The organism is Pseudoalteromonas sp. PAR1 (assembly GCF_947311895.1).
Classification (GTDB): Bacteria; Pseudomonadota; Gammaproteobacteria; order Enterobacterales; family Alteromonadaceae; genus Pseudoalteromonas; species Pseudoalteromonas lipolytica_C.
In genome coordinates, this window is the sequence record NZ_CAMZMY010000002.1 from 234285 (window position 1) to 255018 (window position 20734).

Below are 20734 nucleotides of genomic sequence, written 5' to 3' on the forward strand. Positions count from 1 at the left end.
TGTTACTTCTCCTCTGGGTGCAGCCCATCTTGATGACCCACTGCATACATAATATGGTCATTAAAACCGGTGGTTACGCGTATATAACCACTTAATTCATCGTCTAACTCACTATCGCCGGTATCGGCAATCAGCGGTCGGCCATTTAAGGCCTGTAATTTAGTTTTAGTCGCCACTACAATAATATTGTCACGACCAATAGCACGAATAAGTGCAGGGCTTAATTGCTGATTTCCTCTGCCGAATATATGGCCTTGGCCACCAATTAAGGTAATCACTAATTTAGTCGCTTTACCTTCGGTAAGCTCAAGTAATTGCTGAGCCGTTAAATCCTGTGCAACGAGCTCTTGATCAGCCACTAAATCAACACCTAACAAGGTATTTTCAAGGCCCATTTCTTCCATTATTGCAGCCACGGTTGAACCACTGCCCATCACATATAAACAGTCTTCATCCATTTCACTAACAACATAAGCCGCAATATCAGCAAGGACTAATTCATCCGTTTCTTTGCCGCCATTTTTAACTGCTTGCACATAACGCACTTCACTAGGTACTTGCATTTCACCATAGCGCTTAGCTTTTACCGTGCCTTCGCGAAATGCTTCTTCGTCGATATCCATCACATCGGCATCACCAAGGCTTACAAGCTCACCTTTTACTAGCATTTCGACAACGCGACCTGCTGCCTTTGGAGTAATCGCATAAACACCAGAGTGTATTTTACAGCCAGCAGGAATACCCAACACAGGTGTGCTATCACCAACTGCGTGACAAATGTTGCGAGCAGTGCCGTCACCACCAGCAAATAAAATAAGATCGACACCTTGCTCGACCAATAGCTTGGCTGCCTGCTCTGTGTCATCAGGAGTAGTGATTTCATTGGTTTGGTAAATGGCCTGAGTATTAAAACCAAGCTGGCTTGCCGTTTGCTCACCCATTTCACCGTTTACAGTGTAAATGGTTAACTTATCTTGATGTGCAAGCAGAACCTCAAGTGCCGCTCGGGTGCGTAAGTTTGCTTTTGGCTCTGCGCCAAGTTGCATTGCCTTTGCTGCGGTATCTGCCCCATCACTGCCCTTGAGTGCGACACTGCCGCCTAAGCCGGCAACCGGATTTACAATCAAACCTAATTTAAACTGCATCAGCTAAAACTCCTGGGTTGCGATGAAAATCGCGCTGCCACGTAAACTGTGCAGCGGATAATGGCCATGGGGTGTTATAAAAATCGCTCAATGCTTTAAGTAACGCCTCTGTGCGCTGATTAAAGCCAGATGCTAATAGATCCAATACTTGCTGATGAACCCGCGCTTGAAAGTCAAACCGGCAGGTTTGCTCGCCATTAAGATTATCAACCGATACATTAAAATCGAAACCCGCTGCTGTACTGAGCGCCCACTCAATGGCTTGCGGTTTTACTTCAACCGCTTCAAATTCAGCTTGCTGGTGTTTATCACGGCCATCTGGGCAATACCAATAGCCATAATCTTCTTTTAACCGGCGCGCCTCTCCTGCCACCAGCCAATGGGCAATCTCATGTAAGGCGCTGGCATAAAAACCGTGGGCAAATACAATTTGATGATAAGGCGTTTGCTCATCAGCAGGCAGGTAAATAGGTTCATCATCACCTTTTATCAAACGTGTATTATGACTTTGATAAAAGGTGTTTTCAAAAATAGTGATTAAGTCAGCAATCTGATGCATACGGCTTGAATTCGTCTCGTTAAAAGCGTCACTAAAAACGAGGCGAATTGTACGGACTTTTCAGCCTAAAGTAAAAGCAACCGCCCTCAGTTACAGGTATTTTGCGATATCAACATCATCAATTTGCTCTGGGTTTAAATAGCGCTTTGCATACTCAAGGTAAATACCTGACGTTAAGAACAATTTGAATACATCTTCATCAACATGCTGATCGCCCACCATCTTGGCTAAAATATCAATGGCAACACTCAGCGGTTTGGCTTTTTTGTAGGGTCTGTCGGCTGCGGTCAATGCTTCAAATATATCAGCAAGCACCAACACGCGTTCAGGTATCGATAAATCACCCGCAGACAACTTACGCGGATACCCCGTGCCTTTTAAAGTTTCGTGGTGAGTCGAGGCATAACGTGGCACACGGGCTAATTCTTCAGGAAACGGCACATTATCGAGCATACGTATAGTGCTAATAATGTGCTCATTAATTTTAAATCGGTCTTCACTTGTTAAAGTACCGCGCTGAACCTGTAAGTTATATAACTCTCCTAAGTTATATTTATACTCTGGAATATCTACTTTTATCCCTAACCGTTCATCATAGTGAATTGGTTTATCGTGGGCAATCAAATGCTCAGGCTTATCTGAAAGTAGCTTTTCAGTTACAGGGAGTTGCTCATCATTGCTATGAACTCGCAGCTCTTCCACTGGTGAAAGGCCTATTTTATCGTCAAAATAGCGCTGCCAAGTAATAGTGCTGAGCGCTTCTAAACGCTCAAGGCTAGCTTCATCCATAAACTCGCCCCCGACATTACAGGTAGCGATAAACGAAAAATCACTCCGCAGCTCTGCTTGGCGTTTAATAAGTTCAGCCTCAAGCTCTGGCTGCTTTTCGGGTGTGGCTTGCAATGCTTTTAGATAAGCGATTTCTGCATCTCGCCAAAGTACTTCAAAGCGTGTACGCACTTCGTGTATACGGTTGTATATTGTTTCTAACTTAGTGCCTTTATCTACGATATGTTCTGGCGTGGTAATTTTACCGCAGTCATGTAGCCACGCTGCGAGACTAAATTCTCTTAGCTCGTCTTTATTTTTAAACGCAAACTCTTTAAAAGCATGTTCATTTGAGCTTGAAGCTGCTTTGGCTAGCATAATGCCAAGCTCTGGTACCCGTTCGCAGTGCCCTGCTGTATAGGGAGACTTATCATCGATAGCCTGTGCGATAAGCTCAATAAATGACTCCATTAAGGCCTTTTGCTTTTGCTCATGTTGCTGAATCGATTGACTCATTTGCACCATAGAGCGAGATAGGTTGTTAATTTCTTTAATACTGCTTTTTAGCGTAGAAACTTGGTCAAATTGACGCCGTTTAATCTTTAAGTTTTCGCCCTCTAAGGTCTTAATTGGTGCAACGATAGGTGAGGCAAAAAACCAAGACACGGGTAAAACCATAATTAAGCATGCCGCAGTGATTAAAATTGACAGCTTAATTTTCTCGCGAGTAGAGCTTAATACACCTTCTTTGGGCACCACTATCGCTAGGAAATCGCTATTATCGCCCATCTCAGAAAGCGGGGTGATATATACGTACTTTTCAACCCCATTAAGAGTCATCAAACGTAAATGGGCAAAGTTTGTTTTATCTTTAATTAAGGTTAAAAATTCAGGGTAAGGCACGGTGCCAATCACTTGTGGTTGCTGATTGGGGTCGCTTCCTAACCATTTACGCTCAAGTGCTGCGATATACGAATCTGGCAGTTGCTCTATTGCCATATCAATTAAATCTTTAAGCGCTGCATCCTCCGGGTGAAACAGTAAATGCAGCGTATCGGGTAAAAGGTCATGGCTGTAACTATCAAGCTGATTATATTGAACTCCATCAATAAAAAACTGCTTTTGGGTGTATTTAAACACCGCCTCGTTATCTAGGCCTGCAAAGACCCGCCCTTGGCTTACCGCATCAAGTACCGCTTTTGTACTTGGCAGCTCAACAATGTCGATGTCGGGAAAGTGCTCTTTGATCACTTTGATCACCGACCAACCTTCGCCAATTGCAAGCTGCTTACCCGCCAACTGCTTCATGCTAACAACTGGAGGCGTACCTTGTGCAGTAATAATACTAAATGGTAGGGTTGCCATGGTTTGACTCATAATACCAAGCGGCTCATTGGCAGGCGTTTTAAAAATAGGCTGAATAACATCTATTTCTTTTTTAGCAAATTGATTCAAAAACTCAGACCAAGTAAACCCATTGATAAAGGTCACTTTAATTCCGAGCATATTGGCCAAGCCATTAATGTAATCAATGCTATAGCCTTTGGGGTTTCCGCCAACACTAAAATCCATTGGCGGCCAATTAGTTTCGTTTGAAACACTTAAATAAGGGTACTTTGCCAAGACACTTTGCTGGGCCTCAGTCAGAGGGAGTTTTTCGAGCGTTGGCAGAAGTAAGCTATGCTTTTGTTGGTTAGAGGCGACAATTTCACCCTCTTTATTATAAATATACAGCTCACTTAAATATTGACTGCTCATTTTACTTTGCTGTTTGCTTAGGTACTCTGAAATGCTCGATAAGCTAACGTCTAACGCCAACACACTATTTTCGCTTGCTGACTTTATCGAATAGGTTTGCCCTGGTGCTTGCAGGTGGGTAAAGAAGTATGGTTTGGTTTTATTGACACGGGTAGAGTTTGCTTGCTTAAACCACAAACGCTCTCGGGGGTCATAGCTGGTACCTTTTGTTTGAGAGATGCGTAAATTAAATTGCTGGTCAAAGTAATGAGTGTGCTGAACTCGATCTGCCCCTTCATCGGTAATATGGATCACCACCCAGCGATCAGCTTCGATGGCTTGCAGCTGTTGGCGAACTATTTCACTACTTTCTAAATTAATTAATTCGTAAAAGTCACCATTTTCATACCCCACATATAAAGCATAAAACAATGGATTGAGCTGCATGATTTCACTCATGACATTTCTCAGTTCACTTTTATCTTCATTGTTGGCACTGATAAGACTACCGTTTTGTACCATCACACTTAAAGTGTTTTCAGATTTTTCGTTCACACCGGTCAGGTAATCAGCGACAGAGCCAGTGGCTAAATTAAAGTTTTTGACACTGGCTTCTAACGCCATTTTTTCACTGAAATAATATTGCAAACTGATGGCAATTAACGCGGTGAGTGAGGTTGCTAATACGAACACAGCAACAACGGTAAGACGAATCGAAAAACGAATTTTTTGTTTGAGTTTTTGAAAAGCAGATACCAGCACTTATGCATCTCCTTGCAATGCTTTGTTCGTAAATAATATTAGCTTGTATAATATGTATACACCAATAACTTTGTATTACAAACAAAAACACTGCAATATTAGCCTAAAGCATAAGCAAATAATTATCTTAGATATTTTTGAATATCGACCGAATCGATTTGCGACTCATCTAAAAACTGTTTTGCATATTTTAGGTAAATGCCTGAGGTTAAAAATAGCTCAAATACATCACGATCAATATGCTCGTCATCGACCATCTTCGCTAAAATATCAACGGCAACACTCAGAGGTTTGGCTTTTTTATACGGCCTATCTGTCGCAGTTAGAGCCTCAAAAATATCAGCCAGCACTAACACTCGTTCAGGTATTGATAAATCTTTTGCAGTTAATTGGCGAGGATATCCAGTACCTTTTAATGTTTCATGATGCGTCGAGGCATAGCGTGGGATCCGAGCAAGCTCTTTCGGAAAAGGAACATTAGAAAGCATGCGAATAGTACTGATAACATGTTCATTAATTTTAAACCTATCCTCAGCAGTAAGCGTACCGCGTGAAATAGATAAATTATAAATCTCACCTAGATTGTATTTATACTCAGGGATTGTCATTTTTATCCCTAAATCAGGTTCATAATCAACGGCCTTTTCATGAGGAATTAAATCACTTGGTTTATCACTCAATAGTGATTCTTCAACAGGCAAAGTTTGATCTTTAAGGTTTACCATGCGCAACTCTTCAAGTGGCGATAAACCAAGACTAGCATCGAAGTGACGATACCACTTGATGCTGGCAATCTGATGTAAACGATTTAATTGCGACTCATCCATAAACTCTCCGCCGACATTACATGCCGCAATAAAGCTAAAATCTGCATGCAACTTTTCAATCTCAGCGTCTAATTGCTGTTGTAACTGCTGTTTTTGTTCTGGGTTTACAAGCAGTTTTTCGTAGTAGTCTAGTTTTGCATCTCGCAGCAGTACTTCAAAGCGCATACGAACTTCATGAATTCGGTTGTAAATTGTTTCCAGCTTAGTGCCTTTATCAACAATATGTTCTGGCGTAGTAATTTTACCGCAGTCATGCAACCATGCTGCTAAACGAAACTCTCGTCGTTCATCTGGGGTTTTAAAACTAAACTCAGAAAACGCCTCATCCTTTGAATCTGATGCTGCATCAGCAAGCCAAATACCGAGCTCTGGCACCCGCTCACAATGCCCTGCCGTGTAAGGTGATTTATCATCAATTGCTTGCGCTATAAGCTCAATAAAAGATTCCATTAACGCTTTTTGCGAGTTTTCATGCTGCTCAATTGAGCGACTCATATCAACCATAGAACTGGCTAAATAATGAATCTCTAGAATATGGCTCGAAAGTGTAGAAACCTCATTGTAATCACGCTGTTGGATTTTTTTATTTTCGCCCACCAATTTCAAAATAGGATTAACAATCGAAGATGCAAAAAACCACGATACGGGCAAAAGTAACAATAAACATAACCCTGTGACTAAAATTGAGATTCTGATTTTCTCTTTAATAATTGCTAGCACATCTTCTTTCGCAACTAGCACTGTAAAGTAATCCACTTCATCAGAGTGCATATCGCCACTAAGTGGCAATGGCACTACAAACATATATTTTTCTTGACCATTTTCGTGCACATCAAGCATTTTACCGAACTGTTGCTTTTTATTGGCAAGCCCAGGTTGTTGCTCATCAAGTCGAATAAGCGCAGATAAGTCGTCGAATGTTCGTTGCTGACTTTGATTACGACTTGCTGCGATGATTTCGCCATCACCCCGGTAAACATACATTTCAGAAGAAACTAAGTACTGCATTTTAAGTTGTTGCTCTACAAGAAAGTGGCTCAAACTGGAGCTGGCTATATCAAGTGCAAGTACATCACCTGTGTCTGCTGACTGTATTGAATAGGTATAGCCCGGCATTTCTAATAGATTAAAAACATACTGCTCAGACTTTGAGACTGACTCACTAGAGGCCTCCTTAAACCACTTTCGGGTACGAGGATCATAGTCAGTTTTTTCTTCGTTGACTCTAATAACCGAAAGGCTTTCATCCAAGAATAACTTTACGGTTTTGCGAGCATCACCTTGCCCGGAGACTTTATAAATCAACCAACGCTCCAAAGGCCGGATTTGAAAACTAGCGGGTAAGGTTGCATCACCTTTTAAATTAATTACTTGCAGCATATCACCATTTTGATGCGCAAGAATTAATGAGTAAAAATCCGCATGTCGACTTAGTACCTCTATCAACACATTACGCAAGGTGTCTTTATCCTTGCTATCTTCAGAAAAGAGTCGAGTATCATGGATCATTACGCTGAGCGTATTATCAACCCGATGATTTATTCTCGAGATATGGTCTGCTATTTGTTGACTGGTCTGCTTAAATTGGTCCGTTTTTGTCTGCAGTACAAACTTTTCACTAAAGTAATAATGGAGACTAATTGCCACAATCCCTGTTAATAAACTTGCCAAGGCAAACACCAGTAACACACTGACGCGAATTGAAACTTTAAAGCCCTTAGGTTGGCCTGGTAGCATATTGCGGCTCCTTGCATGCTGAATATACCTATCTAGGTATAAAATAAAAATAAAAGTGAAATCTAAAACAACTTATTTAGACAGACTCGCTAGATTTTAACGACCAGTTGATTGCGACCAGCCTCTTTGGCTTCGTATAACGCTGAATCAGCTCGAGCAATAACAGACTTTTGAAGCTCCTCACGCATAACTGTCAAACCAAAGCTTGCTCTTATTGATAAAGACATATCATTTAGATGTAACGGCTCAGCATTCAGTGTTTCAATCATTTTATTGACAATTATCGTCGCATCTTCAACAGAACAAAGCGGCAACACAATTACAAACTCCTCTCCTCCAAAACGATAAACATCGTCAGAAGCTCTCAAAGACTTTGTAAGGAATGTTGAAAACTTTTCTAGCACAGCGTCGCCAACTTCGTGCCCATGGGTGTCATTAACACGTTTAAAGTAATCAATATCAGCTAAAACAACACATACTTGTTTTGATTTATATTGATTTTCTTTACTGAGTTTTTGGTAATGCTCATAAGTATTATCAAACGCTCTGCGGTTAGGTAACTGTGTAAGCGCATCTTTCAAGGCCTGCTTTTTCATTTCTTGAGCTAATTGACCTAATTGCGTATTACGTACAAATAGCTCACGACGAATAATGTGTTCATGGGCAGCCATGATAGATCCCGCTAAATTAGCCGCTATGTGAGCTAAAATAACCACATAAAAAGAATGCAAATTTATATCTTTATTAAAATAAATAACGGAAATAGCCAAACAGCTATAAAACACACCTAATAGCGCTGATAGTTTCAAAGAGAGCAAAGTCGAGAAGTAAAATGTAATCAATACAATGACATCAAAAAACATATGCAATATATAATGACGCTCATAAGTGATAACCATAAATTGCATATTCAAAAACATAAACATCATAAAGGCGATGACCATCTTTATTAATTGCTTCGGTGACTTTACAAAACTAATACCAAAAGCAGCGCTAACGCATACAAATACAGTGATAGTTCTGCCAATCAAAGCAATATCAGGCCAGAAATCTGGCTGAATAATCATCTTATCGAAAAAAGTGACGAGCATAGTCACAACGGCGATTATACATGCAAGAAATTGAGCAAGCTTTTTATCTTGCACCAATTTACTTTGTATAAACAACAACTCAACCTGTTTCGACTTGAACTGACAAGCATAACGGTTAATAGTCATATCTTTGTTTAATAACTTTGCAGCATAAACGCCCATAAATGTGCCTACAACAAAAGGGAGAATGAGAAGTGTTGAATTAAAGAGCAACAACTCTATTATAGAAGGAAGAGATTAGAATTGAACTAGTTATTTTGTATAAAAATAACACATTTTAACCAGCACAATATAAGTAGAGGCAAACGAAGTATTAATGAAATACTCCGTAATTATGTTATGAAATTTCTTTTCCTGCCTCATCACATACAACAATATCGGTTTCTTTTAATGCTTGATTGATCCAGGCTTGCAACACAGGGCAGGCTAGCACACGCTGGCAATAAGCTTGTGCTGCACTCGACAGCTCCACCTGATAGGTTTTAAAACGCAACACCACAGGTGCAAACATCGCATCAACAATAGAAAACTCGCCAAATAACCACGCATTAGGATAACGCTGCTGCTGAGCCGAAAAAATCTCATCGATACGTGCGATATCTTTTTTAGCTTGCTCTGATAATTCAACATGCCTTTTAGCGCGAATGTTCATCGGCATTTCATTGCGAAGTGCAGCAAAACCAGAATGCATCTCGGCAGCTAGACTTCGCGCTTTTGCTCTTTGGGCTATTTCACTAGGCCAAGCAGCACCATTTAGATAAGCATCATTGATATATTCACAAATAGCGAGTGAATCCCACACAGTTAATTCAGCATCAATAAGGGCCGGCACTTTTTGCACTGGAAACTTACTTTTTAATGCTTCATAAAACTCAGGCGTATCTAAAACTAACTGTTGCTCCATAAAAGAGATATTGAATTTACTCAGTAAATACCACGCTCTTAATGACCAAGTTGAGTAATTTTTATTGCCAATAAATAATTGCATTGCGCTTCCTTTAACGTTTAGATTAGGCTCACTATAAAACAGCAATTGGGTAATTACTCGCCAATTGTTTTTATGCTACCTATAAGTAAAGTTGATACATTATGGATATTGATGCCCTCAGGACTTTTTGTGCCTTTGTTGATACAGGCAGTTTTACCCGCGCTGCAGCACAGATTTGCAGAACCCAATCGGCGGTAAGTATGCAAATGAAAAAGCTTGAACAAGACATTGCAAGCCCCCTATTTGAAAAGCAAGGTCGTCAACTGGTGCTAACTCATCAAGGCCACCAACTAGCAAGCTATGCAAAACAATTGATAGCGCTTCATGATGAAGCGTTTAAGCAATTAAAAGCAGGCACAGGCAATCTGCGCGTACGCATAGGTTGTCCTGACGACTATGCCCACTCTTTACTACCAGAGCTTGTTGGTGCCTTACATCAACAGTTTAATGCGCTAGATTTACAAATAAGCTGCGCCCCAAGTACTGAGCTTAGAGCCAAGCTAGACCAAGGTATGCTCGATTTAGTGATTGCCACTCGCTCGCCAGACAGCGAAGAAGGTTACTTATTACAATCAAGCCAAGGTGTGTGGGTGAAATGCCCCAGTTTTAAGATTAACAATTCAACCCCACTTCCTATCGCCTTGTTTCAACGAGACTGTAAGTTTCACCAAGCCAGTATTGAAGGCCTTTTAAAAGCCGAACGCCGTTTTAATATTATTGCCTGTTGTGGCTCAGCGGGAGCGTTACATGGCTTGATTAAACAGGGACTGGCAATTGGCAGTATGGCGCGAATAAGCATGCAATCAGGTGTGGAAGAAATCAGCGATAACTCACTTCCGATACTGCCTGTCATTGATATCGTCCTGCTTTACGGTAATCATGCCCACAACCCGCTAAGTCATGAAAAAATTAAACAGCTTGTGGAAATAATTAAGGCATAAAGACCATATCAAGCTAAAGAAGCTTTACTAACTTACGAGTTCTATTAGGCTCTGTAAGGTATAAAAACTCTGTTAAATCATGGGCACTGTTGATCAGCATATGTTGCTTAGGTTGAGTTAATTGCCAACTTTCGGTTGCGGCAGTTGCCAAATCAATACGCTGGAAATTAATAGTATCAGCATGCTCCATAGTGACCGCTAATTGCTGGTTACTTACAGATATACCAATGATGTCATTGTTAGCAGCTTGCCAAACAGTCTCAATATCTCCACGGCTATTAACTCGAAACACTTCGTTGCTATTTGAAAAATAGATCTGGTCTTGCTCATCTAAATCCATGCCATAGCAACTTAAACGTTTCCCTGAGCCTGTGAATGGTGTCAAAGTTAGGCTTGTTAAATCGAATTTAGCCGGATGAAACGTCTGTCCATCCTCTGCTCGATACGAAACTAAAATCGCGTCTTGATTGTGATACATTTCTCTCAAATAGAAAGAATGATTGCCGTGAGGAATTGTTTCATAAGTGCCACTGCTTAAATCAATTTTAAACAATGTATCTTTACTTGCGGTGTACACCTGTCGTGTGTCCTGGCTCCAAACAATGCCAAATAACTCATGGTTATCAGGATTAGCAAAAATGCGCGTTTGCTTGCCATTATCGTATAAAAATAATTGTTTTAATCCAAAACGATGTGACTCAAAAACAAATTTCGTTGAGTCTGGCGAAAACACGGGTAGAAAGTCGATTGATGAGGTATCAACGAGTTTGGTCAATTTGTCAGGGGTGGCGCGTGTTTGGCTAACAATATCTACATCAACATTCACTAACTCCATCAAAATGGCTTCAGCGTCTGGTGTGTACTGGGCATCACGAATTATTTGATAATTATTAAATGAAATTAGCTGAAGCTCACCATCTAGCTCTAGATTAATAAGCTGATTTCGTTGACTTATCAATAGCGCTTGATTGTTCGGGTGCCAACTTAACCCTTGAATACCGTTTTCTATGATAGCAATAGTTTGTATTTTTTTACTGGCAAGGTCGAGTACATCAATACGGTATTTGTTTTGACCCGCTTCAATCCCCATTGCGACTTTACGGCCGTCTTTCGATAACGCATTAACGAGTAACCAATCTTGCTGTGTAGCGGCTAGTAAATGTGCCTTTTGTTTAGACTCTAAGTTGAGTGAAACGAGTCGAGTATCGTTGTTTAGTTTATCTTTTTCTATGTAATAGAGCAGCTTATCAGCATGCCAATCGATATGGTGACTGGTCACAACGGTGTCATTTAAAACACTCACCGTCGCTTGTTCTAATGGCTGAAATTTCGATAAATCAATGCTTAATGTGTTCAGATATTGTTTCTGCTCTGCGCTTTTCACAAACGCAATCGCATTATCGGAGTTAGACCACCCCAAAGCGTAGTAGCTTGCTGCGTCTTCAGTTAGCCTCACCTCTCGCTCAGTCGCAAGCTCTTTAATCCAAATCTGCTGACTTCCTTTATTACCTCGAACAAAAGCAAGGTACTTACCACTATGTGAAAGTGACAAATTAGCTTCATTTAGTTCACTCGAAGTGAGTGGCATCAGTTGGGTAAAGTGAGCATTATCTTGTTGCTTAGGGACTAGTTGCCACGCAATAGCGATAAGGCTTACTAGTAAAACAAACAGCAACCCAAGATGTTGCGATTTTAGTTTTTTGCTTTGCCCCTGTGTTACTTTTTCAAGGCTATAACCGCGCTTAGGGTGTGTAATTATATACTGCGGATTTTTGGCATCTTCTTGGAGTGCTTTTCGTAGCAATGCGATACAACGCTGTACAGAACTTGGGTTGTAGGTAGCATTAGGCCACACTTTTGCAAAGATTACTTCTTGGCTTACAACTTCACCTTTATTTAAATAAAGGGTATGTAATACATCCATGACCTTTGGCTCGACTATTTGCTCATAATCTTGCGATGAAATTAAACATCGACTCTCATCAATTGCAAATTTGCCGATTCGATAACGCGCCACTTACTTCTCCAATAAATATTTACGAATCAAAGATTAAGGTTTTCTTAAGAGAAACTCAAGCGTTACTCCATTGTCACTTTGCTCTGGCTATTGGATTGTTTTTGCTATCTCAAAATAGGTAATAAAAACAATGTATAAATATTTATCAACGCTCACTATTTTCATCAGTGCTTTTTTAATTTTTCAAATTCAGCCGATGCTTTCAAAGCAACTTCTACCGCAATTTGGTGGTGGTGCTTCTATCTGGTCAGCAAGTTTAGTGTTTTATCAAGTCATGTTACTTATTGGCTATTTCTATGCGCATGGTATGGGTCGCTTTCATATTAAGTTGCAGGTAGTCACCCATATAGTTTTAGTCAGCTTTGCCACACTCATTGTTGTGACAGAATTTGCAGCACCAAATCTCACAAATTGGCCGCCTACGCTTGCGGTGTTTGTTAATTTATTTATAGAAATTGGTCCAATATTTATTCTACTGAGCGCTACCAGCGTTCTTTTACAAAGATGGTATGTGCAAACTGCTTCAGCACAGGTGCCTTACCATTGGTATTCCATCTCAAACTTGGGTTCTTTAATGGCGTTAATGAGCTACCCACTCGTTTATGAATTACTATTTTCTTTAGAGCAGCAAACTACTTACTGGCTATTTGGACTTATCAGCTACTGCTTGTTATTAGCACTTCTTGTAATATTTTTACTAAAAAAAGCACCCGATTTATCAAGAGCATCTATTCAGACTAGGCATATCACGCTATTAAAAGGTAAAGGTCAATGGCTGTTATTAAGTGCCTTAAGCTCGGCCATGTTGGTATCTACCACGCATATGATCAGCACTAATATTCCACCCATGCCATTACTTTGGTCGTTACCTCTTGTAATTTACTTGCTCACCTTTAGTTACACGTTTGCCAACAAAGTAAATTATCAGCGTCATGTGTGGGCATATGCGTTTATATTTTCGGCTTTTGCAGGCCTGCTGATGTTTTATTTTGGCAGCTTATTCAATGCCCTAGCCCAGCTTATAATTTACAGCTTTATTCTATTAACCGCCGGTATGGTCTGTCATGGTGAGCTGAGAAACAAAGCCCCTGAAAACGAGCAATTTACCATTTTTTATTTTTATATCGCCCTTGGCGGTGTGTTAGGGTCGCTTTTCAGTACGCTCATTGCCCCATTGCTATTTGTCCAGATTGACGAGTATGTACTTACATTAGCGGTTATTTTTAGTTTTGTGTGTTATTACCAAATAAAAGCTAAAACAAAGACAAACCAGCTCAAATTCACTCTCGCAACCTGCTCCATCGCTTGGTTAGCATGCTATTGTTTTTTAGCGGTAAACTTTAACCAATATAACATTGCCACTAGCCGCAATTTTTATGGCTATTTAGCGGTAAAAGATATAAACACTCAATCAATAAAAGAAAGGCGCTTAATTGACGGCACCACGATTCATGGCTCAGAGCCACTAAATCCAAACCAACAGTTTGAGCAAAGTTATTACCACCAGCATACTGGTGTCGCTAAATCACTTGCCATACTAAAGCAAAACAGCGCACTAGACATTGGCGTGATTGGTTTGGGTGCAGGCGTTTTAGCTCGGTTTGCAGACCAACAGGATAGTATTCACTTTTTTGAGTTAAACCCTGCTGTGTACGAGATGACAAAGCGTTATTTCTCATATTTAGAAAACAGTGAAGCAAAGCTCACAGTCAGCTTAGGGGATGGTCGTATTGCGCTAAAAAATAATGCGAACGAAGTATTTGATGTCTTAATTATTGATGCATTTACCAGTGATGTAATTCCTGCACATTTGCTAACCCAAGAAGCAATGTCACTTTATTGGCAAAGGCTCAATGAAAATGGCGTATTGATTGTGCATATTTCAAATAATCATATCGACTTACTGCCTGTATTACAGGCACATAGCCAACACTTTAATAAGACTATGTTAAAGTTTAGCTATCAAAGCCATAGCCCATCAGACATAGGCTCCGACTGGGTGGTGCTAACTGATAGTCAGGCTTTTTTAAATCGTGTATCTATCAGTGATTTGTCGCCTATTAAACGCTACCCACATAGCGAGCTGGCAATGTGGACTGATAGCAAACACAGCCTACTCCCTTTATTAAAATTCTAACAGGCATAAAAAAGCGCGATGATAATCATCGCGCTCATTAACTGCTTTTACTTTATTTAAGACTGCGCTTAAATCGAACCTTTGATTGGTCCATGTTCGTGGCTTACATGTGGGTTTTGACCACGTTGGCGCAATAAGTGATCCATTAAGGTAATCGCCATCATCGCCTCAGCAATAGGAATTGCACGAATACCCACACAGGGATCATGGCGTCCTTTGGTGATCATCTCTACCGCTTCGTTGCTGGTATTAATGCTGTTGCCCGGTATAGTAATGCTTGAGGTTGGCTTAAGTGCGATAGAGGCAATGATATCTTGCCCTGTTGAGATACCCGCAAGTACACCGCCCGCGTGATTTGATGTAAAACCATCAGGAGTTAACTCATCACGGTGCTCAGAGCCTTTTTGCTCAACCACATCAAAGCCATCACCAATTTCAACGCCTTTTACCGCATTAATGCTCATTAATGAGTGTGCAAGCTCTGCATCTAGGCGATCAAATACTGGCTCACCTAAGCCTACAGGCACATTTTTAGCAACCACTTTAACTTTAGCGCCTACCGAATCACCTTGTTTTTTTAGGTCGCGCATGTACTCATCAAGCGCTTCTAGCTTGCTGGTGTCTGGAAAGAAAAATGCATTATTTTCTACTTCATCCCAGTTGTAGTCTTCTGCTTTGATTGGTCCTAGTTGGCTCAAACATGCTCGAATTTCAATACCATGAAACTGTTTTAAGTATTTTTTAGCAATTGCACCTGCCGCTACACGAATAGCCGTTTCACGGGCAGAAGAGCGACCTCCCCCTCGGTAATCACGGATACCGTATTTATGCCAATAGGTATAATCGCCATGACCTGGACGAAACACTTCAGCGATTTTGCCGTAGTCTTTTGAACGTTGATCGGTGTTTTCAATCAGTAAACCAATGCTAGTGCCTGTGGTTTTACCTTCGAATACACCTGAAAGAATTTTTACTTCGTCACTTTCGCGGCGCTGCGTTGTATAACGACTTTGCCCCGGTTTACGACGGTCTAAATCAATTTGTAAGTCGGCCTCGCAAATTTCAAGGCCTGCTGGTGTACCATCAACAACGCCGCCTAATGCAACGCCGTGGCTCTCACCAAAGGTGGACACTTTAAATAGTTGTCCAATGCTATTACCTGCCATTAACTTTCCTCATTCCTAATGACTACTGAGACCGAGCCCTCAGGCTCGGCTTTTAAAATCTGCCGTTAGTCAGCAAAATACTTAACTAGTTGCTCTTTGCTGATCACAAACACACCTAATCCACCTTGCTCAAACTCAACCCACTCAAACGGTGCATTTGGATATAACGCTTCCATATGTACCATAGAGTTGCCGACTTCGACAAATAACAAACCGTTATCAGTTAGATGTTCAGCGGCTTCAGCTAAAATTGTACGCGTTACGTCTAGGCCGTCATGACCCGATGCTAAACCAAGTTCTGGTTCATGGTGGAATTCACGCGGTAAATCAGCCATATCTTCAGCATCAACATAAGGTGGGTTTGCTACGATCAGATCATATTTTTGACCCGGAACGCCACTAAACACGTCTGATTGAATTGGTAGTACGCGGTCATTGAGCATGTAATCGCTAATATTAATATCAGCAACTTCGAGCGCTTCATAAGAAATATCAACCGCATCAACTTGAGCATCTTCAAATGCTTGTGCAAGTGCAATGGCGATACACGCAGAGCCGGTACATAAATCAAGAATGCGCGTTACTGAGCTTGGCTCTTCTAACCAAGGTGCAAAGCGGTTGTTAATTAGCTCTGCAAATGGCGAGCGTGGAATTAACACGCGCTCATCGACATAAAACGGCATACCTGCAAACCATGCTATGTTGGTCAGGTATGGTACTGGCGTACAATCATTAATACGCTCTGCAATTAGTTCAGCTAAACGGTTTTTCTCGGTGCTGGTTAAACGCGCATGCATTAGCTCTTTTGGCGCGTCGATAGGCAAACTTAATGCGGGTAATAATAAGCTAACTGCTTCATCCCACGCATTATCTGTACCGTGCCCAAAGAAAATACCACTGCTGGCAAATTGACTGGTTGTCCAACGTAACCAATCGTGCAACGTTGAAAGTTCTGCAATTGCCTCGTCTAAAATTGCATCTTCAATCTGGAAATGGTTCATGTATGTTCCTTAACTTTCAAAGTCTATTCTGACGCGTATTGTACCGTCTTTTCAGTTGGTTTTTACTCGATTTTTAGCGTTTTTTTGTTTAGACTGCCGCCATGAAAAAAGATCCCCACGCCAACAATCACATAAGCCCTGACGATATTGATTTATTTCGTCAGAGTATTAGTGGTGCCAAAGCCTTTAAACAAGACACTATTCGATTCACCAATAAGCCTAAAGTGTCACAAGCGAAGCAATTTTCCCAGCAAAAAAAGCAACATCAGGCAGAATTTTTCTTTTCTGATGAATATGTACCAGACATCGACACTCATGGCACTGTCAGTTATGTCAAACCAGGTCATGATAGCTTTTTGGCAAAGCAACTTCGTCGTGGAGATTACCCGCCTGAGCTAACCCTTGATTTACATGGCTTAAATAAAGAGTTAGCCAAAAATGAGCTGGCTGGATTAATTCATGAGTGTAAAAAACAGCACTACTATTGTGCCTGTATTGTGCATGGTATTGGTGAGCGCATACTCAAACACAAAGTACCACAATATTTAGTACAACACCCTGATGTAATTGCTATGCATCAAGCACCTCTTGAGTTTGGCGGTAAAGGTGCGGTACTTATTTTAATTAATCTTCCACAAAGTGATGAGTTCAGACGCTAACGTCTTCTTATCATAAGGCCTAATGTGCATATTTTTTCGATTATTTTTCCACTGATTTTTATCGTTTTAAGTGGTTACATTAGCTCGCGTAGCAAGTTTTTATCGAAAGAGCACATAGCAGGGTTAAGCAAGTTTACCTTTTACATTAGCGTGCCTGCTTTTCTATTTTTGAATATGGCACAAGCCGATTTAAAAAATAGTGTTTCTGTTGCCGGCTTTTTAAGTTTTTATATTCCAGTATTAGCTATTTTTGCCCTTGGCTATGTGATTGACCGGTATTTTATAGCAACGCAATCTGCACCATCGCGTCACGCTGTATTTGCTCTTGGCAGTAGTTACTCAAATACCGTACTGGTAGGTCTGCCTATTATTATTGCTGCTCTTGGACAGCAAATGGTCGGCATTGTGTTTATGATCATCACTTTTCACAGCGCATTATTGTTTACCCTCACCTTTTTGCTCAGCGCTAAGTCGCAGCAAACATTCTCTTGGCGAGCGTTTGCTAAAAACATGCTACTGAACCCAGTCGTGTTGAGTATCAGTAGTGGCCTTGCTGTTAACCTATTTGGTTTTACACTTTTTGATGATTTAGCAAATGGCCTGAGCTTACTTGCTAAACCCGCCATTGCGTGTGCGTTATTCGTGTTAGGGGCAAATTTGGTGTTCTATAAAGTTGCAGACAACTGGCAAGCCTCCGTTATTGCTACCATCATCAAACTTGCCGTTCTACCTTGTGCTGTATACTTTTTTGCTAGCCATGTTTTTAATTTGGAGCAATCTCTGCTGAAAGTACTTGTTCTTTTAAGCGCCTCTCCTTTAGGTGTAAACGCTTATTTAATTGCTAATCAAATTAAACAACATCAGGCGACACTGGCAAGTAGCGTTGTGCTTTCAACGGTGTTGAGTGTAGTGAGCTTTAGTGTTTGGTTAACTATTTTACTTTAGTTTTTATAAACCACCTGAAACATCTATAAAACTGCCTGTTGTAAATGATGCTTGCTCACTTGCCAAAAAGTAAATCGCTGAAGCGACCTCATCAGCTTCTCCACCACGCCCCAGCGGCAATTTAGATTTTAAACGATCGACGCGGTTTGCTTCACCACCATCACGATGCATATCGGTATAAATAAGACCAGGCCTTACCGCATTAACTCGAATGCCTTTACTCGCTACTTCTTTTGCAAGGCCAATAGTGAAGGTATCAAGTGCTCCTTTAGATGCAGCATAGTCTAAATATTCATTTGGCGAGCCGGTTCGCGACGCACCCGATGAAACATTGACAATACTGCCTTTATCCATGCGCTTAATTGCTTCTCGCGCACACAAAAATGCCCCTGTGACATTGCAACTTAAAATAGCGTTGATTCGCTTAGCATCCATCTCTAATAACGGCATTTGCGGCATCATCATCGCCGCGTTATTCACTAACACGTCTAAGCGCGCAACCAGCCCATCGAGTTTGGCGAACATGGCGATTACTTGTTGCTCATGTGCGATATCAGCTTGTAATAAGTACGAATTCACACCGAGGGATTTTAGCTGTTGGGCTACCTGCTCTGCACTTGCTTGATCTGACTTATAATTAATACACACATCATAGCCATGTTTAGCAAACAGCTTTGCTGTCGCGGCACCAATACCTCGTCCGCCGCCAGTGATAAGAACCACAGGATTTGAACTCATGCTGACTCCTTAAAAATTAACTTAAACTGTTCACACACTAAAGGCATATCGGGGTGACATTGATAGCCTGTGCCAACTAATTCTCGCTGATAATAGTCCCAATGTACGCGTTGCCAATATTTAAGGCTTTTGTCGCCCTCGCCTTCTAGCGCGGCATAATCTGCGCTTATTTGATTAAATGCGGTAATGGTTACAGAGACAGTTTCAATAATGCCGAGGGGCTGCCCCTGCCAATTGGTAAAAATGGCTAAATCACCCACTTCAGGAAGGGCTTCATTGTTGGCTTTAAACCAATAAAGTGAAGGGGTTGTTGCTTGTTTTACCCCCTTTAAAACCAGCAATGCGCAGTCATTGGCATCTTGCTCATTATCACAAAAATGCCAACTTGGTAATTGAACAACTGCGCGCCCAGATTGCTCATTAAAACGAGCAATCAACTGCGCAATTCGCTGCTCGTTACTTAACGGCTGCAACAACAGATATCTCAACTAATAGCGCATCGCGCGCCATTTTTGCCTCAACACAAGCGCGAGCAGGTGCATGGCCTTGGGGTACCCATGCATCCCAAACAGCATTCATCTCGGCAAAATATTCCATGCTTTTCAGATAAATAGTGGCACTTAACATATGCTCTTTGCTACTACCCGCATCAATGAGTAAGGCTTCAACTTTATCAAGCATAGTTTGAGTTTGTTCAGTGATATCTTTTTCGGCATCAGCACACACTTGGCCACACAAGTAAACAGTGCCGTTATGCTTAACGATGCGGCTCATACGCGCACCCGTTTGTAAGCGTTCAATTGTCATAGTAAGGACTTAAAAAATTAACAGTGGCGCTAATTTAGCAAATCCACTGTTATATTTCGACGTTATTTGGTGAGTGAATACTATGGTAGTAACTGCGCTGATTGTGCTCATCATATTCAATTACGGCGACTGCGCCAGTATTGAAAATAGGCATATGACCAGGACTCAACTGATCAACCAAATAGCTGACTATTGGCATGTGCGCTACCACTAACCAAGTATTACACTGAGGATGCATGGCAATGAGGGTTTCTAAATAATCAGCAGCAACTTGTGGCACGCCATCTGGCGTAATATCGCTACAAGTTTCATTAAATTGTAACGAAATATTTTGCGTTGCATCAGTAGCGGTTTGTTGAGCGCGAATGTAAGGACTCACCAACAGAGCATCTGGTTTATAATGTGTTGCTAACCATTGCCCCATTCTACTGGCTTCTTGATGACCATTTTCGGTCAGTTGTCTTGCTGCATCATCTGCTTGCATTGGCGTTGCTTCGCCATGGCGCATGATTAAGATTGTTTTCATAAAAAATCAACCGATTAAAGAATATAAAACAGTAGCCAGTTTGCTTGATTGTTAGCTATATTAGAATATCATCACTAGATACATTAAACATCCGCTTATTGATATTCAGGTAGATTTTCATTGCTGTGCCATTTTTAGCCTTCCTGAAGTTATCATCTGTTGTTAGCGAGTTAACGCATTCTT

17 protein-coding genes are annotated in these 20734 nt (G+C 41.0%); 4 read left to right on the plus strand and 13 right to left on the minus strand.

Annotation, left to right across the window (positions count from 1 at the left end; genetic code table 11):
- Nucleotides 1–2: 2 nt before the first annotated feature.
- The 6 genes from QL229_RS02585 to QL229_RS02610 form a co-directional block, all read right to left on the minus strand.
- Entirely contained in the window at nucleotides 3–1145 is a 1143-nt protein-coding gene (locus QL229_RS02585; RefSeq protein WP_138557471.1) for an ATP-NAD kinase family protein, read from the minus strand.
- On the minus strand, nucleotides 1135–1704 hold the full coding sequence (locus QL229_RS02590) for an elongation factor P hydroxylase (RefSeq protein WP_281546450.1): 570 nt from the start codon (nucleotides 1702–1704) through the stop codon (nucleotides 1135–1137). The genes QL229_RS02585 and QL229_RS02590 overlap by 11 nt, the downstream gene beginning before the upstream one ends.
- A 90-nt stretch (nucleotides 1705–1794) precedes the next feature.
- Nucleotides 1795–4971 carry an HD domain-containing phosphohydrolase gene (locus tag QL229_RS02595; RefSeq protein WP_138557469.1) on the minus strand — a complete coding sequence of 1059 codons (3177 nt, stop codon included), beginning with the start codon at nucleotides 4969–4971 and terminating at the stop codon, nucleotides 1795–1797.
- A gap of 122 nt (nucleotides 4972–5093) precedes the next feature.
- The gene (locus QL229_RS02600; RefSeq protein WP_138557468.1) at nucleotides 5094–7535 is read right to left on the minus strand and encodes an HD domain-containing phosphohydrolase; all 2442 of its coding nucleotides are present in this window, start codon (nucleotides 7533–7535) and stop codon (nucleotides 5094–5096) included.
- 89 nt (nucleotides 7536–7624) lie between these two features.
- Entirely contained in the window at nucleotides 7625–8680 is a 1056-nt protein-coding gene (locus tag QL229_RS02605; protein ID WP_171040406.1) for a GGDEF domain-containing protein, read from the minus strand.
- A 283-nt stretch (nucleotides 8681–8963) separates the two neighbouring features.
- Nucleotides 8964–9614, minus strand: coding sequence for a glutathione S-transferase family protein (locus QL229_RS02610; protein WP_138557466.1), 651 nt, complete (start codon nucleotides 9612–9614; stop codon nucleotides 8964–8966).
- Between the two features lie 101 nt (nucleotides 9615–9715).
- On the opposite strand from QL229_RS02610, the gene QL229_RS02615 reads away from it, so the two are divergent.
- Nucleotides 9716–10555 (plus strand): LysR family transcriptional regulator, encoded by an 840-nt coding sequence (locus QL229_RS02615; RefSeq protein WP_138557465.1) that lies wholly within the window; start codon nucleotides 9716–9718, stop codon nucleotides 10553–10555.
- Nucleotides 10556–10568: 13 nt separating this feature from the next.
- Here QL229_RS02615 and QL229_RS02620 read toward each other — a convergent pair whose 3' ends face one another.
- Nucleotides 10569–12572 (minus strand): winged helix-turn-helix domain-containing protein, encoded by a 2004-nt coding sequence (locus tag QL229_RS02620; protein ID WP_138557464.1) that lies wholly within the window; start codon nucleotides 12570–12572, stop codon nucleotides 10569–10571.
- A gap of 130 nt (nucleotides 12573–12702) precedes the next feature.
- On the opposite strand from QL229_RS02620, the gene QL229_RS02625 reads away from it, so the two are divergent.
- Nucleotides 12703–14709 carry a fused MFS/spermidine synthase gene (locus QL229_RS02625; protein WP_138557463.1) on the plus strand — a complete coding sequence of 669 codons (2007 nt, stop codon included), beginning with the start codon at nucleotides 12703–12705 and terminating at the stop codon, nucleotides 14707–14709.
- 68 nt (nucleotides 14710–14777) lie between these two features.
- Here QL229_RS02625 and aroC read toward each other — a convergent pair whose 3' ends face one another.
- Nucleotides 14778–15875, minus strand: coding sequence for a chorismate synthase (gene aroC / locus QL229_RS02630; protein ID WP_135923937.1), 1098 nt, complete (start codon nucleotides 15873–15875; stop codon nucleotides 14778–14780).
- A gap of 65 nt (nucleotides 15876–15940) precedes the next feature.
- Nucleotides 15941–16876, minus strand: a complete 936-nt coding sequence (prmB, locus tag QL229_RS02635) for a 50S ribosomal protein L3 N(5)-glutamine methyltransferase (RefSeq protein ID WP_135923936.1) — start codon at nucleotides 16874–16876, stop codon at nucleotides 15941–15943.
- Nucleotides 16877–16977: 101 nt separating this feature from the next.
- Between prmB and smrB the strand changes: the two genes are divergently transcribed.
- A complete protein-coding gene (smrB, locus tag QL229_RS02640) occupies nucleotides 16978–17535 on the plus strand; it encodes an endonuclease SmrB (protein ID WP_138557462.1) in 558 nt (185 codons plus the stop codon).
- A gap of 24 nt (nucleotides 17536–17559) precedes the next feature.
- Nucleotides 17560–18480, plus strand: coding sequence for an AEC family transporter (locus QL229_RS02645; RefSeq protein WP_138557461.1), 921 nt, complete (start codon nucleotides 17560–17562; stop codon nucleotides 18478–18480).
- Nucleotides 18481–18483: 3 nt separating this feature from the next.
- Here QL229_RS02645 and QL229_RS02650 read toward each other — a convergent pair whose 3' ends face one another.
- From QL229_RS02650 to sixA, 4 genes are read right to left on the minus strand one after another with little or no spacing between them, the layout of a single operon-like run.
- Nucleotides 18484–19218, minus strand: coding sequence for an SDR family oxidoreductase (locus QL229_RS02650; RefSeq protein ID WP_138557460.1), 735 nt, complete (start codon nucleotides 19216–19218; stop codon nucleotides 18484–18486).
- Nucleotides 19215–19691 (minus strand): ASCH domain-containing protein, encoded by a 477-nt coding sequence (locus tag QL229_RS02655; RefSeq protein WP_171040405.1) that lies wholly within the window; start codon nucleotides 19689–19691, stop codon nucleotides 19215–19217. The genes QL229_RS02650 and QL229_RS02655 overlap by 4 nt, the downstream gene beginning before the upstream one ends.
- Entirely contained in the window at nucleotides 19675–20025 is a 351-nt protein-coding gene (locus tag QL229_RS02660; protein WP_138557458.1) for a RidA family protein, read from the minus strand. Before QL229_RS02660 ends, QL229_RS02655 begins: the two co-directional genes overlap by 17 nt.
- 49 nt (nucleotides 20026–20074) lie before the next feature.
- Nucleotides 20075–20551 carry a phosphohistidine phosphatase SixA gene (gene sixA, locus QL229_RS02665; protein WP_135923930.1) on the minus strand — a complete coding sequence of 159 codons (477 nt, stop codon included), beginning with the start codon at nucleotides 20549–20551 and terminating at the stop codon, nucleotides 20075–20077.
- Nucleotides 20552–20734 lie beyond the last annotated feature (183 nt).

What these genes read in the sequence shown, in the direction of transcription:
- QL229_RS02585 (WP_138557471.1), bottom strand. Translation starts at nt 1,145, where the DNA reads ATGCAGTTTAAATTAGGTTTGATTGTAAATCCGGTTGCCGGCTTAGGC.
- QL229_RS02590 (WP_281546450.1), bottom strand. Translation starts at nt 1,704, where the DNA reads ATGCATCAGATTGCTGACTTAATCACTATTTTTGAAAACACCTTTTAT.
- QL229_RS02600 (WP_138557468.1), bottom strand. Translation starts at nt 7,535, where the DNA reads ATGCTACCAGGCCAACCTAAGGGCTTTAAAGTTTCAATTCGCGTCAGT.
- QL229_RS02610 (WP_138557466.1), bottom strand. Translation starts at nt 9,614, where the DNA reads ATGCAATTATTTATTGGCAATAAAAATTACTCAACTTGGTCATTAAGA.
- QL229_RS02615 (WP_138557465.1), top strand. Translation starts at nt 9,716, where the DNA reads ATGGATATTGATGCCCTCAGGACTTTTTGTGCCTTTGTTGATACAGGC.
- QL229_RS02625 (WP_138557463.1), top strand. Translation starts at nt 12,703, where the DNA reads ATGTATAAATATTTATCAACGCTCACTATTTTCATCAGTGCTTTTTTA.
- aroC (WP_135923937.1), bottom strand. Translation starts at nt 15,875, where the DNA reads ATGGCAGGTAATAGCATTGGACAACTATTTAAAGTGTCCACCTTTGGT.
- prmB (WP_135923936.1), bottom strand. Translation starts at nt 16,876, where the DNA reads ATGAACCATTTCCAGATTGAAGATGCAATTTTAGACGAGGCAATTGCA.
- smrB (WP_138557462.1), top strand. Translation starts at nt 16,978, where the DNA reads ATGAAAAAAGATCCCCACGCCAACAATCACATAAGCCCTGACGATATT.
- QL229_RS02650 (WP_138557460.1), bottom strand. Translation starts at nt 19,218, where the DNA reads ATGAGTTCAAATCCTGTGGTTCTTATCACTGGCGGCGGACGAGGTATT.
- QL229_RS02660 (WP_138557458.1), bottom strand. Translation starts at nt 20,025, where the DNA reads ATGACAATTGAACGCTTACAAACGGGTGCGCGTATGAGCCGCATCGTT.
- sixA (WP_135923930.1), bottom strand. Translation starts at nt 20,551, where the DNA reads ATGAAAACAATCTTAATCATGCGCCATGGCGAAGCAACGCCAATGCAA.